The sequence below is a fragment of the Caballeronia sp. AZ10_KS36 genome (assembly GCF_023631105.1).
Classification (GTDB): domain Bacteria; phylum Pseudomonadota; class Gammaproteobacteria; order Burkholderiales; family Burkholderiaceae; genus Caballeronia.
In genome coordinates this window covers 1-14323 of the sequence record NZ_JALQDQ010000045.1, presented here as the reverse complement: position 1 = coordinate 14323, position 14323 = coordinate 1, and the positions used below count along the sequence as shown (strand labels likewise).

Annotated in this window: 11 protein-coding genes; 4 read left to right on the top strand and 7 right to left on the bottom strand. The window is 60.6% G+C overall.

The window, feature by feature from the left end; all coding sequences use genetic code 11:
• Nucleotides 1-175: 175 nt before the first annotated feature.
• Nucleotides 176-1912 carry a hypothetical protein gene (locus NCR35_RS27315; RefSeq protein WP_250537046.1) on the top strand — a complete coding sequence of 579 codons (1737 nt, stop codon included), beginning with the start codon at nucleotides 176-178 and terminating at the stop codon, nucleotides 1910-1912.
• Nucleotides 1913-2029: 117 nt separating this feature from the next.
• Here NCR35_RS27315 and NCR35_RS27310 read toward each other — a convergent pair whose 3' ends face one another.
• Genes NCR35_RS27310 through imuA form a run of 3 tightly spaced genes read right to left on the bottom strand, consistent with a single transcriptional unit; the run spans nucleotide 2030 to nucleotide 7287 of the window.
• Nucleotides 2030-5173: an error-prone DNA polymerase gene (locus NCR35_RS27310; RefSeq protein ID WP_250537045.1), complete on the bottom strand. Its 3144-nt coding sequence runs from the start codon at nucleotides 5171-5173 to the stop codon at nucleotides 2030-2032.
• Nucleotides 5174-5177: 4 nt separating this feature from the next.
• Nucleotides 5178-6656: a Y-family DNA polymerase gene (locus tag NCR35_RS27305; protein WP_250537044.1), complete on the bottom strand. Its 1479-nt coding sequence runs from the start codon at nucleotides 6654-6656 to the stop codon at nucleotides 5178-5180.
• Entirely contained in the window at nucleotides 6580-7287 is a 708-nt protein-coding gene (gene imuA, locus NCR35_RS27300) for a translesion DNA synthesis-associated protein ImuA (RefSeq protein ID WP_250537110.1), read from the bottom strand. The genes NCR35_RS27305 and imuA overlap by 77 nt, the downstream gene beginning before the upstream one ends.
• A gap of 435 nt (nucleotides 7288-7722) precedes the next feature.
• Here imuA and NCR35_RS27295 point away from each other — a divergent pair, with 435 nt between their 5' ends.
• The 3 genes from NCR35_RS27295 (at nucleotide 7723) to NCR35_RS27285 (ending at nucleotide 9729) form a co-directional block, all read left to right on the top strand.
• Nucleotides 7723-8022 (top strand): flagellar transcriptional regulator FlhD, encoded by a 300-nt coding sequence (locus NCR35_RS27295; RefSeq protein ID WP_250537043.1) that lies wholly within the window; start codon nucleotides 7723-7725, stop codon nucleotides 8020-8022.
• Between the two features lie 2 nt (nucleotides 8023-8024).
• Nucleotides 8025-8609 carry a flagellar transcriptional regulator FlhC gene (gene flhC / locus NCR35_RS27290; protein ID WP_250537042.1) on the top strand — a complete coding sequence of 195 codons (585 nt, stop codon included), beginning with the start codon at nucleotides 8025-8027 and terminating at the stop codon, nucleotides 8607-8609.
• Nucleotides 8610-8841: 232 nt separating this feature from the next.
• The gene (locus NCR35_RS27285) at nucleotides 8842-9729 is read left to right on the top strand and encodes a hypothetical protein (RefSeq protein ID WP_250537041.1); all 888 of its coding nucleotides are present in this window, start codon (nucleotides 8842-8844) and stop codon (nucleotides 9727-9729) included.
• Nucleotides 9730-10267: 538 nt separating this feature from the next.
• Here NCR35_RS27285 and NCR35_RS27280 read toward each other — a convergent pair.
• From NCR35_RS27280 to NCR35_RS27265, 4 genes are all read right to left on the bottom strand, one after another.
• Nucleotides 10268-10672: a hypothetical protein gene (locus NCR35_RS27280; protein ID WP_250537040.1), complete on the bottom strand. Its 405-nt coding sequence runs from the start codon at nucleotides 10670-10672 to the stop codon at nucleotides 10268-10270.
• 87 nt (nucleotides 10673-10759) lie between these two features.
• Nucleotides 10760-11206 carry a hypothetical protein gene (locus NCR35_RS27275; protein ID WP_250537039.1) on the bottom strand — a complete coding sequence of 149 codons (447 nt, stop codon included), beginning with the start codon at nucleotides 11204-11206 and terminating at the stop codon, nucleotides 10760-10762.
• 402 nt (nucleotides 11207-11608) lie between these two features.
• On the bottom strand, nucleotides 11609-12868 hold the full coding sequence (locus tag NCR35_RS27270) for an HNH endonuclease (protein WP_250537038.1): 1260 nt from the start codon (nucleotides 12866-12868) through the stop codon (nucleotides 11609-11611).
• A gap of 257 nt (nucleotides 12869-13125) precedes the next feature.
• A complete protein-coding gene (locus tag NCR35_RS27265) occupies nucleotides 13126-14040 on the bottom strand; it encodes a tyrosine-type recombinase/integrase (protein ID WP_250537037.1) in 915 nt (304 codons plus the stop codon).
• Between the last annotated feature and the right edge of the window lie 283 nt (nucleotides 14041-14323).

Below are 14323 nucleotides of genomic sequence, written 5' to 3'. Positions count from 1 at the left end.
ATAGGACACCAGCATGCGCAAAGAGTACGAGCTACAAGCGGACGTATTGAGCACTATCGTCGCAGCAACACCGGTCCCAAAGGAACACGCCGAATTGTTGCTGCGTTCGTGACGCGCACCTGCTACTCGCTTCGTTGTTGCAGGACCTGGATATGTCGCATTAGGAGATTGATTCTTGACTTTAGAAATTGTTCAATCGCGTCTTGACAGGCTTCTCGCTGGCAAAACGCCAAAAGTCGCAATGCTCACTGGCGACTGGGGTTCCGGTAAGACATATCAGTGGAAGCAAGCCCTCGAGAGGTCGACGAGGAAGGGCGCTCCCCCTCGCTATGCCTACGTATCTCTGTTCGGCCTCACGTCGCTTGCGGAGGTGCGAAAGCGCCTCACGGAAGAGGTGATGTCAGCAATAAGACTGCCGGGCCGTAGTGATACAGTGGGAGATGCAATTGAAGGTGGAGCTATAGGCTTGAAGCCGATGCAGATCCTGAAAATACTGCCTGTGATTCCATACCTCGGGAAGCTCGAGTCCCTCGCGCAAGAGCTTTCGTTTGCGACTGTGCGAAACGCTGTCATCTGTTTCGATGATTTGGAACGCGCACCATCTTCCCTGCGCTTAGCTGACGTTTTCGGACTTGCCTCGTTTTTGAAGGAGGAGCGGAATTGCCGTGTTCTCCTTATTTCCAATCAAAAAAAGTTGGGTAACGACGCCAAGGACGAGTTTTCTATGTACCTCGAGAAGGTAGTCGAGGAGACGGTCGATTTCGCACCGACCCCGGAGGAGGCGTGTGTCGTCGCTCTCGGCGCGGAACCTAACCCGGCCGGGAAGCTGCTGGCGGAAAGATTCATTCGTCTAGGAGTTTCGAACATTCGCGTGATCAGCCGACTCGGCGCGCTTGCCGATGACTTAGCGGCGATCGTGACTGATCTTCACCCCAACGTGCTTGCCGACGTGATCAGCACGTTGGCGCTCTTCGGGGTTGCACACTTCATTCCTCGGAAAGACGTTCCCACCGTCGAATACCTGCTTGCGTACGGCGGCGACGAGTGGCCGAAATATTTCCACAACGAGAAGAAGAGGGAAGAGCAGACCGAACAAGAAAAGCGGGAGTCGGACTGGGATGAGCTTATCGAAGGATATGGCTACAGCGAAACAAGCCCACTCGACAAAGAAATTTATGCCGGCATTGCCTCGGGGTTTTTCCGCGAGGAGGCGGTTCGAACCCTGGCGGAGGATTTGTCGCAGCGCATTGACGCAGGCAGCCGGAAAGCGTCATTCGATGCTGCGCTTCATCGGTTTTGGTGGGGCGTCGGCGACAGTAAGAAAGCCTTAGAGCACTTATTGGAAACGACCATGGCCGCTCTCGACCAGATTGCCGCTTCCCAGCTTTACTCTGTTTATGAAGTGCTGCTTAATTTGCAGGGAAACGGCGCGGCGACGCGACTGCTGGACCAGTTCATCGCCGCGAATCAAAATCGCCAAGCAGCTTTGGCACCTAGCGAGCATTTTGGCGAGAAGTACGACGCTACCTTCAAGGCCGTGCTGGAGGCCGAGGTCGCGCGTCTCAAAGCCCCGGTGGACCTAGCTAAGACGCTCGATGCAATTCAGTTCAACCGTGGGTGGAATCCAGAGGACCTCACAACCATTGCGGAAGCGAAGTTCGAGGACATTCTGCCCCTGCTCACCTGTGCCAATGACGACAAGCTGTTCGCGCGCCGGTTGATCACGCTCCTCAAGTTTGGTGAAAGAGGGCAGACGGCGGAGGAGAAGAATGTGCGCGAACAGACGATCGAGTGGCTGAAAAAATTCGCCGAGACCGATCCCATCTCTGCTCTGCGCGTGAGGCGCTTCCTTCCAGAAGACGAGATCACAGCGACAGAACAGACCGTCGGCCACGCGGCTCTCCCTGAGTAGTAACTTGCTTCACTGCCGGAGCATTGCCGGGGGCGCTTCCCGGGTGCATAGGGAGCGCACTCTGGGACCGGAGTGCCAACTCCGACAAGCGCTCATTCGCCGGCGCGGTACTAATGCTCAGTGGAAATTGCGGCTCGACGTAGCCAAGTTGCCAAGGAGTTCCGTCATGTCGACAAGTCGATTCGCGACGAGGTGCTTTACCTCGCCTTCCTTCTGCCAGACTCCGTAGACCCCGAGCAGGGATGCACCGAGCGCTTCCTTTCTGAACTTCTCGACGAGCGATGGCCAGACGATCACGTTGATCTGGCCCGTCTCGTCTTCCAGCGTGATGAACAAGACGCCATTTGCTGTGCCGGGCCGCTGACGCACGGTCACGATCCCGCATGCCTTGGCGAGCCGACCATTCGGGTAGGTAGCAAGCTTCGACGCCGCGAATATCTTCTTTTCGTTGAGCCGGTCACGCAGCAACGAGAGCGGGTGACGATTCAGCGTGAGGCCGGTCGCGCGGTAGTCGCTGACGATTTCTTGCGCTTCATTCGGCGCCGCGAGCATCGGCAATTCTTCTTCGCGCGCCGTCGCGCGCAGCAGGTCTTTATGGGGCACGGCTGCGACCGCCTGCCAGAGCGCCTCTCGCCGGTTACCAGATAGAGCGGCGAGCGCGTTTGCATCTGCGAGCAGTTGCAAGTCGCGGCGATCGAGCCGCGCACGGTTGGCGAGGTCATTGACCGACTCGAAGGGGCGCACGGCGCGCGCTGCTTCGATGCGTGCGGCCGACTCTTCGTGCATGCCGCGAATCAGCGACATGCCGAGCCGTACCGGTGCCATTGAGTCGTCGCCGTCAAGGAACGAATCCCAGTTGCTGACCGTGACGTCGATCGGCAGAACGCGGACCTGATGGCGCTTCGCGTCTTGTACGAGCTGCGACGGCGAGTAAAAGCCCATCGGCTGGCTGTTGAGCATCGCGCACAGGAACGCCGCCGGCTCATGACACTTGAGCCAGCAGCTCGCATAGACGAGGAGCGCGAAGCTCGCTGCATGGCTCTCCGGAAAGCCGTACTCGCCGAAGCCCTGGATCTGCGCAAAGATCGATTCGGCGAACTCCCGGTCGTAGCCGCGCTCGAGCATGCCGTTGACGATGCGATCGTAGTAGTGCTGCAAGCCGCCTTTGCGTTTCCACGCGGCCATTGCACGACGGAGTTGGTCCGCCTCGCCGGCGGTGAATCCTGCCGCGAGCATCGCGACCTGCATCACCTGCTCCTGAAAGATCGGCACGCCGAGCGTGCGAGCGAGCGCGGTCTCCATCTCAGGCGAAGGGAACGAAACGGGCTCCTTGCCTTGCCGCCGGCGCAGGTACGGATGGACCATACCGCCTTGCACCGGCCCCGGCCGCACGATCGCCACTTCGATGACGAGATCGTAGAACTTACGCGGTTGCAGGCGCGGCAACATGCTCATCTGCGCCCGCGATTCGATTTGGAAGACGCCGACGGTATCGGCGCGGCAAATCATCTCGTATGTCGTCGCGTCTTCCGCTGGAATGTCCTGCAACTCGAACGGCTCGCCGCGCTGTTTCGAGATGATGTCCAGCGTGCGCCGGATCGCCGAGAGCATCCCGAGCGCGAGCACGTCGATCTTCAGCAACCCGAGTGCTTCGAGGTCGTCCTTGTCCCATTGGATCACGCTGCGATCGACCATCGCGGCATTCTCGATTGGCACGAGCCGCGAGAGCTTGCCCCGCGCGATCACGAAGCCACCGGTGTGCTGCGATAGATGGCGCGGGAAGTTCAGCAGTTGCGAGGCGAGGCTTGCCCACTGCTGGATGATTGGCGTCGCGGTGTCGAGGCCCGACTCGACGAAGCGATTTAGCAGATCCGCGCTGGAGTCGAACCAGTGATGCGACTTGGCCACCTTGTCGACGATGATCGGATCGACGCCGAGTGCCTTGCCGGAGTCGCGCAGCGCGCTCTTTGGCCGGTACGTCGTGACGGCGGCCGCGAGCGCCGCGCGGGTGCGCGTGTATTTGCGATAGATGTACTGGATGACTTCTTCGCGCCGCTGGTGCTCGAAGTCCACGTCGATATCGGGCGGCTCGCCGCGTTCCTTGGAGATGAACCGCTCGAAGAGCGTCGAGCTGCGCGCTGGATCGACTTCGGTCACCCCCAGGCAATAGCAAACAGCGGAGTTTGCGGCCGACCCGCGCCCCTGACAGAGGATGCCTTCGTTGCGCGCGAAACGCACAAGGTCGTACACCGTCAGGAAGTACGGTTCGTACCGAAGCTCGGCGATGAGCGATAGCTCGTGCTCGATCTGCGTCTGCACCTTATGTGGTATGCCTGCCGGAAAGCGCCGGTGCGCACCGATGTACGTTTCCTGCCGCAGATAGGCGGTGGGCGTGGTGCCTTCCGGGATGAGTTCGTCCGGATATTCATAGCGCAGTTCATCCAACGAGAAGGTGCAGCGACTCGCAATCGTCAGCGTCTCGGCAAGCGCCCGCGCCGGATAGAGGTTGGAAAGCCGCAGCCGGGCGCGTAGATGCTGCTCGGCGTTCTGCGCGAGTTCGAAGCCGCACTCTGCGATGCAGCGGTTCAGGCGCACGGCGGTGAGCGTGTCTTGCAGCGGCTTGCGAGAGCGCACGTGCATCGTCACTGCGCCCGTCGCGACTACCGGCACGCCGTGCTGGTCGGCGACGTACTCGACGATGCCGCGGTGGATGTCGTCCATCGCGCCGGCGTGCAGCGTGAGCGCGACAGAGCAGCGGCCCTCGAACGTGCGCGCGAGCCATTCGACCTGCGCGTCGAGCCGTTCTTCCTTCGCTGGATATTCGGGCGAGAGAATGACGAGACAGTCGGGCAAGCCCTTCAGGTGGTCGTATGGCGCTTCCGGCCGCGCCAAGTCGTTGGGCGACAGCAGGTACGTGCCCTTTGATGTGCGCGTTCGGGCAAGCGTGATGAGTTCCGACAGGTTCCCATAGCCATTGCGGTTCATCGCGAGCGCGGTGAAGGCGAGGGCAGGCGTGCCGCCGGCGTTGGTCAACTGGAAGTGCGCGCCGACGATGAGGCGGATGTTCGCTTCCTTCGCGGCAACGTGCGCGCGCACGATACCGGCGAGCGAGCATTCGTCCGTAATGGCAATCGCAAGGTAGCCCAGCTGCTCCGCGCGCAGGATCAGTTCTTCTGCGTGCGAGGCGCCGCGCAGGAAAGTGAAGTTGGAGAAGCACTGCAACTCGGCATAGCCGGGCAGCATCGACGAAAAAGCGTCCATCGTGTCACCCGAAGAGGCCGTGCAGGAACCATCGAGGGTCCTCTTCGTCGCGGCTGCCGACGCGCTCGCGGTAGATCCAGTAGCAGGTGTGGTCGTCGGCTTCCGCGACGAAATAGTCGCGCGTAACGAGCTCGCCTCCCCACCATCCGGCTTCCACGCGCTCGCCCGGAGAGACCGTGCGCAGCGGACTGCCGTAGAACGGTCTGTGCTGGCGCGTCATCAACTGGACAGGCGTCTCAAGCAACCACGAAGGGCGCGGCTGATCGCCGGGCAACGGGCAGCCTTTGACGTCGCTCGTGACCGGCACCCAGTTCCCGACGATCTCGGGCCGATGGTCCGCGACGGGGGCCGGGCGCAAGACGTTCTCGTGGCCAAGGCGTGCGACGAGCAATTCCATCAGCCGGTTGTGGTCGGCGGCGCTGCCGCCCGGCTCCGGAAAAAGGGTATCGGAAGGCGGTGCCGCCGCTTCAACGTCATTCACTTCGACGCGCACGGCGATGACCGCGGCCGCCAGTTCGACGCGGCCAAGCCGCTCTTTCAGCAATCGCGTCAGGTGTTCCTCGTGCCACGTCGGCTCCGCAAGCGCAACCTCAATCTTCGTTGGCGGCAAGGCCGCGCGCCCGCGTTCGTGCTCAAGCTCGATGGAAAACCGCGTGAGCGCCGGTTGCTTACTGGCGAGCCAACCCGTCAATTGGACGATGAGCCGCCGCGCCACAAAGAGGACAGCTTCGGCGTGCTCGACACGGTCCGGCAGTTCGATGCGTGCATTGAAGGACGGCGGCGTCTGTACCCATTCGTAGAGTTCCGGGGCTTCGCCGACAGCGCGGTCGAGCGTGTCGATAAGCGCCACACCGCAGCGTTTCTTGAGGCCCGCGCGCGGCAAGCGACGCAGGTCCGCGACGCTCGCGCATCCGAGACCGTCGAACCAGTCGGCGTAGCGCCGTGCTTCCAGCACCAGCAGGGCGGGCAAGCGCGGCAACTGGCGCATGAGCGAGCGAATGGAAAGGCGGTGGCCGCCGCGATAGCGCGCCATCAGCCACGCGCTCTGGCCGGTGGGTGCGACGCTCAGGCGAACCGTGAAGCCGAACGCGGCGAGCGAGGCGCGGATCGCGCGGCGCAGCGCGCGCACGCCACCAAAGAGGCGCAAGCTCGCCGACACGTCGACGAGCACGGTCTGCTCCTCGGCGATCGATGCCTGCGGGCTGAATTGCATCAGGGCGGTGGCCACATCGGCGACGGCCTGCTGCTCCTTGAGCTCGTCCTTGTCGTGCATGCGCGCGTCCGGCGCGAGCGTCAGGACGCCGCCCTTGCGCATGCCCATGCGGACACCGGCCTCGTGCGCTGCCTGATCGAGCGCGACGACACGCTCGTGATCGAGCACGACCAAGCCCGGACCGAAGCCAGCCTCACTCGTGGACGACCAGTTCGGCTGGAAGACTTCTCGGCTGAGGTGCGGCAGATATACGCCGATCCACACTTGCATGGCGATTCAACAGGATAGGCGAATGGGGCAATCCAACGACGAGCGGCTCGTCGCGTGCGGGGCCGCGGCGCTTAACGAACTGCAACGACACGCTGTCGCGCGCCGGGCGCACGGCCACACGTAGCGGAGCAGGGCTCGTGTCGCTCGCGGCGGCAAGTGGCCGGATCATGAAAAACAGCGACTCGCCGGTCTGCGCGGCGAGGTGCAGGCGCCGGAGCGCTTTGGGGCGAACGTGGGTTTGCCAGAAGAGCAAAGCGCCGAACGTACCGGACCGGAGAATCTGCTCCGCCGCCCACAGTGCATCAGCTGTCTTTTGCGCGCGCACCACGTTGACCGACGTCTCGGGCAGGCCCCAATAGGCTGCGGCTTCAGGCTGGAAACGGTGCGGCGGTTGGAGAAGGGCGATGCGCCGCTGCGCGACCGCCTTCAACGCGGGCAAAAGCAATCGCAGTTCGCCGACGTCCGGCTGCTGCACTAGCAAGTCGGTCAATGCGCCTTTCGGCCAACCGCCTCCCGGCAACTCAGCGGCCAATTCCAGCGACCCGCACGGCAACACGTTCGCGCGCGCGGAGGCGAGCTGCGAGCCGCGCCAAATGCTCGGGTGAATGTCTTCGAGGGCCAACGCTCCCATGTTCAACCCCGTACTGTATGTTTGTACAGTAGTCTACACCATCGCGACGACGCTTTCGTCCAACCATATCTATCCGCCAAACGTAAGCGGTGGTAACACTGTCGCGCAATAACCGCGGTAAAACCGTTACGCGGCAATTGTTACTCGCCTGTCCCGGCTTTGCATGACGAGCATAAAACACGTGAAAGTTGCGGATAGCAAGCGAAAACTCCGCGCGCAATGCGGTAACAGTGCGCGCCGATGGCTCGTTTCGCGCCTATGCGGAGGCAGTCGCTAACCAGTGACAACGATTGCGTCGGCGTAAGTTGGTGATGCAAAGGTTTGCGAATGTAACTTTCTGTTGCAGAGCCAAGTTTTTGAACAGACAATTCGCTTGCGCTGTCGCTCAAGGCGCTCCCGACGCATACGGTCACAGCCACTTCCGGTACGCCAGCCATGACACACGCCAGCTACGATCTTTCTTCCATCCGCGAGTTGAACCTGTCTTATCTGACGCTCGCGCGGCGGGTGTTGGCATCGGACCGCGAGGCCGCACAGGCGCACCTCGGGCTGTCGGCCGAAATCGCCGACACGCTCCTCAAGCTCACGCCGGCACAGGCGGACAAGCTAGCGTCGTCATCGCAACTGCTTTGCTTCTTTCGCATGAGCGCCGATGAAATGCTCGGTGGCCTCGCAAGCCGCAGCCTTGATGCGCCGGCGACGGCCCTGTCCAACGAAGCGCTGCTCGCGGCCTGACCATGAGCACGATCACGTCTTCCAAGAGTCTCGCGAGCGAAGCCGCGCAGGTCATGCGCGCGATCGCGCTGATCAAGCTCGGTGCGCGCATGCAAGTGCTGGAGTCGGAGATCCCGACGCTTTCACGCGATCGGCTGATTCGCCTGTATCGCGAAGTGAAAGGCGCGTCGCCGCCGAAGGGCATGCTGCCGTTCTCAGAAGACTGGTATCTGACGTGGGCGCCGAACATTCATACGTCGATGTTCGCGAACGTCTATGCCTTCCTCGAAGCAAATGCCGAAGGGCTGGATCCTGTCGAGCTGCTGACGCGCGCCTATGCGCTGTATGCCGAGCACTTCACGATGAACGGGGAGGCATTGCAGATGGACCTGACGCGCGCCTGGACGTATATCCGTTTCAGGGACGCCGGAATCCTACGTCTCGCGGGATGCACACGCTGTCGCGGCAAGTTCGTCGCGCATGCACATGACCCATCGCACTCAATGGTGTGCGGCATTTGCCAGCCGCCGTCGCGCGCCGGCAAGACGAAGGCAGCCGCGAAAGCAGCGCTCGAGCGCGACGCGGCGTTGCAGGCAAAAGCGGCCTGACCGTTTATCCGGGAGCGGCCTTCGGCACGTACATACAGCAGCCGCATGTCGTCTTCGTCCAACGTCAGCCGACCGTACAACATCTTGGAGCGGAAGTCGTTTTTCGCCTTCCACCCAGGCTGCGCGGCCTTTCATCTGAGAGGAGCTGATAGCATCCTCTTTTGTTAATCGACATAGGCGCGGCCTCGGCTTGGGAGTCGTCAGGGCGAACAGTGGGCGAGAGGAGATGGGCGTGACGGAAGTTGTAGGGCAGAACAACGAACAACACGGGTACTCGGCGGAGCAGGTCCGCGATTTCGAAGACCAAATCCGCGAGCTGCGCAACGGAAACGCGCGCGTTAAATTCGACCTCGGTCATCTTGCCGGGCAGCTCACCGTGTCGCGGGCCCAGACGTTCGCGAACCAGGGGCTCGGCCGCCGCCTGCAATCGATCGAGCGATCCGTCGCCAATATCTTCGCGCTCTATCCGCCGGGTCGCCGTAATTTCCTGAGCCACGACGAATGCTGCGATGTGGGCATCCAGTTTCAGGCATTCGCCATGAACGTCTATGCGCTGTTCGATAACGTGACCTGGGTGTGCCTGCTCGAAGCCAAGCAGTCCCTTGCGCCCAAAAGTATCGGACTGTTCAAGAAAGCGTGCCGCCCCTTCATTCCGCCGAACCTTGTGGCATATCTCGACGAACCCGAAACGACCCGTTGGTTTCATGAATATGGGACGCTCTATCGCGACTCGACGGCGCACCGCATCGCGCCTTCTCTCCCTTCGCGCACATATACGCCCGACGAAGGCAAGCGCTGGCAGGAACTTCAAGATGAATCAATCCGCGTCATGATGCCGCCGGACAGGATTGATCGGGGCACGGATCGGGGCATTGACTTCAAGGCGCAGTTCGAACGGATCGACCAGATTGAACGCGAGAAGGCAGAGCTGGGGCGCAACAGCCTCTTTATGTGTCTTTCGTTGACGGGGGAAGACGCGACGCCGCCGGTTTATCTGCACCCTCAGCTACTGTGTGATTGGGGGCTGGCGCAGGAGACGGTGCGTCGTTTCATCGTCGGCATGCGTGAAACCTATGGCTGGCGGGCCCCCAACATCCCGCCGCTGGAAGTTCAAGACTGAACAAGGGCCGCCGCCAGCACTTACGACGGCTTTCTGTTCAGCCGTCGGTTTATATGCCTCGGCCACCGATCGCCTGTCAAAGGAAAACAAGCAGTGCCCGCAAGTTCGACTGCCGCGCGTCGCTGCGGCCGCCGCGCTCTCTGTAACTATTTTTGCCCGGCGGCAACGAAGTGGGGCGGAAAGATGATGCAGCCAGACTCGTCGCGTTCAAGCGGGACGTCGGGATTGTCGAGCATCTGCTCGGCCTCTTCGACGTCAGGCAACCGCGGCCACGGCCACGCTTTAGTCGCCCATGATGGAATGTCCGTCTGACGAACGAAGCCGAATTCCTCCGGCTCGTCCTATATGGAAGCGAACATTCCGTTGAGGATTTGCTGCATATAGGCGACGTGCACAAGACGCATCGACCACCAGTGACGGCGAACGCGGTCTTCGCCGGCGATCACGGTGCGCGATTCAAGGTCAAGCACGAACCGGTGCTTCATGTACGGGTCGCTGGCCCATCACGAGTCCCACTCGCCGACCGCATATCGTTGCTTTACTTCTGCCAATAGTGTCCCCATTGGTGGTGCTCGCGCGCCTCGATGGCTACCGCCATGATCTCGCCTAGGCCGAAAGCTGGATTGTCACGTTTTACCGCGATGAACCGGTCGACAAGCGACGGCGCAACTCGGAGCATGCACAACGCCTTCAACTCAACAAAGTCGAAGAGGCTAGTCATGATTGGCCGATTCGCAACTAGGGCGCTAATCTCGTGGCATAGCACCGCTTGCCGACGATCCGGCAGGCCGCGTTTGGCCATCACGTCGGTAAACACTGCCCGTTGCGCGAGACTGCGGTCCTCAGCAGTAGCGAATTCTCTGGAATCGATCTCCAGCAGCGCGAGGTTGATCTCGTCACCGGCAGCGATGAATTCGGAAAGCACTGGTTCTTCTTGGTACATGGCGATGAGCGTCGTCTTACGGTAGACCCTATTAGCGGCTGCGAACGACTATTCTTAAGAGTTCGCCTAACACGCGTACGCCTCTAATCAGTCGCGCAATAGTTCCGTGAGCCACGCATCGGCAGGGCGACCGGCATCGACGTCCAGGAAAAGCGCAACGCGGCCGCCCACAATGTCCCGCGACCGCAGATCTGCAGCATCCAGCCACGGCTTGATACGTGTTCGCCGGGCCGGGATGTCTGCCGCGTTGAAGTCCAGCGGGTACTCGATAGACGACTGACCGAACTCGACCACAAGACGCATTGAATCGACGCGTACGCCGCGAAGTTCCGTGTCGACGATTCTATTGATCGCAACGTCTAACTCACGCTTGCTGCTAAGTTCGTAGATGCGCGGCTGCTCCGCCCGACGAAGATGGATGACGGCAGACACACGTTCGTTCGTATCAGTGAGAACAAGCCGATAACGGGTAACGCGCCCCTCGCCATCTGCATTGGGAAAAACAACATCCTTGAAGTTGCCCTTGTAGGTCATGCCGGCTCCGTCTATAGCCACGACACCGCGTCATGGCTCAAATGGAGCCTACTCATTAACTGCCAAAGTCAAGCGACCCGCGTTCGTGACCACCTCAAGTGTAAGCGGATATCAGACATCTACCTTCCAAACTAACGCATGGTAGGGATCTTAGCTCGACGTCGTCGAAACCCTCTCAGTCCAAGGGCACGAGCAGGATTGCGGCTGGCACTTGAATCATCGTGGGCGGGGGATAGATGCCACGTAGTGTTTCGCGGCGATAGCGTTTTGCGCTTTGTTCCTGGAGAGCGTCGGGGGCGCCGTGTTGGCCACGAGCCGTCACAGGTCCGTATTCTTCGATACTTACCCCGTGAAGGATCGCGATCACGAGCATAGCAACGGACGCATCGTCGAGTTAGCACCTTAAAGCGAACCCGACTCGCGGCCCTTCACCTCGAATTGCTTGTACCTCCGCTGTAGTGCATCGGAGTTAGGCATCTCCGAAGGATAAGCAGGATGCCTGATTTCCCTTCCTTCGTAGGCTTTGTATTCCGACCGAAGCAACGCCGGGACAATCCTGACCCGTAACCTGGTGTCGATTGCGAGCAGTCCCAAGTCGAACAGGGTGTGAATGTCCGCACGGAGCAACAGTCCGTTGGTGACATTGTAGTTCGGCTCCTCTGCGTGAGGCCTTATATGTGCGGCCTCAAGCAGATCCACCACCCTGCACCCTGTCACCGCGCAAGTGCGGCCATAGGCGGATAACAGCTTTTCCCGAAACCCACTCTGCCCCTGTCGGATCGCTATCGCCCGTAGTTGAATCTTGTCCGGCTCGCCAGTCTGGTCCTCGTCAGGACCGTTCGCTGGGGCACTAGATGTCAAGGGTTTTTGTCCTCGAACAAGAATCGCCGCGCCCGTGGCGGAATTGTAGTCGTGCACAAACCATTTAGCGGCGTCAAGCGCTCGATACTGGACATGCGAAGAACCGTCGCCCATTGCCTCGCGCACCAGTCGGTCGCCTTCAGTGAGAATTACAGACACCGGCAACATGCGCTCATATGAGATGCTTAGGGCATCGTCAAATGCCTGCGCTCTGGCCGCCTGAGTACGCGTCCTGTTTCGACGCTCGCTGTTCCCCGCCGAGTCATTCGCCTCTCTTCGCAATTTCTCTGCGTGTATTCGGAGATTTTCTGTGAAGACTATCCGGCCACCGCTAACGTCAAGTGTCTCGTGCCATATGCATAAGGCATAGCCCTCTCGTGGCGACCCGAATGACCAGTCATAGCAGTAGCTCGGATTTGCTTTCACACGGTCGATCTCGTGGCCGGTATCCGTCGTGTGCCAGTCATCCGTCGATATGTCGACAAGTTGGAGGAGGTCGTAGATAGCCTCCTTGGTGCGCGGACGAAGCGCGCCGAGCAAGTCATCTACGGCTTCATCCGAGCGCCGAAACGTCACCACTTGGGCTTTGAGGTTCACGGTGTCCCGACGCCAACCAGCAGCCCGCCAGAGATGCGCCCATTTATGGGTGCCGCTCTTCTCGTTTTCCCACCACGCATCGAACTTCCTTGCTGACGCGGGAAGCGGAGCATCAATGACGCGTTCTATTTCCTCGAAAGTAAGACTAACGTAACTGCCTTCTAACCGAGCTAGATGTTCGCTTAGCGCGCTATATTTGGACATATTCATACCTTATTGAACTGGCGAAATCCTAAAAACTGCTGATCTTCGGTGGGCGAGTGCCGGTTCGAAAGTTCATTGTGCGGCGGATTATCCGGAATTCACGGATCATTGGAAGTCGTCGGCGAAGCCGCAGACAAAGTCGGATTGGTGGCCAATTCTCCTCGCGGCTCATTGGCTAACCGACGCGATCATCCGAAGCCTAGCGCGCGCTGGTGAGCGTGCAGAGCCGGTTGGAAAGCGGGCTAGCCATTCGGCCGTTAGTCTTTCGCCTCTATCGTTTGACGAAGGCGCGTAGCGGTCCGGTGGCTGGACAAGCCCATGAGATTGCTCACTTGTTCGTTGGTTTTGCCGGCGATGATTTGCCGACGACCAAAGGTGTTTCTGAGTAAGCGCGGGCTCTCGTCGGCCGCCGTCAATCCCGCGCGGTGAAGAGCTCGGCTAACGCACTTCAGCATCGTGTCTGGCTGCATCGGCTTGCCGCCCGCAGTGGCGACGAAGAGCCATTGCGTTGGAGGCTGAATCCGGCTGCGCGCCTCGTGATAACTGCGCAGTACGTCGACCCCGAAGGCATCAATCGGAACCCGTCGTGCAATCCGCGGTCCGTGCTTGTCGACGAAGACAGTAGGGCGCTCGCCATGCGTATCGAGATCGTCGACGCGCAACTGCCTAAGTTCGGCGGCCGTGACCCCTGACGCAAGGAAGAGCGCCGCGATCGCCGTGTTCCGAAGGTCCTTGAATGGTGCGCCTTCGGTTGCAACGCACACCGCTTGTAGCCGTGCATCGTCTTCCGTTGAAAGATAGATCGGCGTTGGCTCGTCTTGTGGCCAGTTCTCGTTGACTAACATCAGCGCGGGCGGATTATCGGTGCGCAGTTCGATGTTCACGAGGTGACGCGTGACCCGCTCGATCAGCTTCAGGTAACGCAGGCGAGTCGTCGTGCCGGGCGCGCAGTCCTGCGCGAGTTCCGCGAAGAATCCATCGATGTGGTCCGCCCCGAAGCTCGCCACTGTCGCGCCGTGCGCAATCAGATAGTCGTTGAAGCGCGAGAACATTGAACGGTGCTGCACGATCGACTGGTCGGCAAATGCGCGGCGATCCGCGCCCGTCGCTTCTTCGCGCTGCCATTGGGCGTAGGCGTCTTCGGGTGCAACAAGCCAGTTATTATCAGTCATGAGAGTCGATATACTGAAATTCGCTCAACCCGAACCCTACAGCGAAGCTAGCGCTTCGCCAACCCCGAGCCCCCAAAGACGGGCCGCCTTCGTCGACAAGACTCCGCATGGCGTCGAGGGAAGCAGCCGGTCCGCCGAAAACGAGCTGCGCGGAACACGCCAGCATCTGGTTGACGCTCAGACCGAAGTCCTCAATGAGGTAGCCGCTAGTCGACTGCGTCATTGATTTGGCACCTGGCGGATTCGACGTGAAGGATCGTCATACTTCCACTTGATCGGCTTT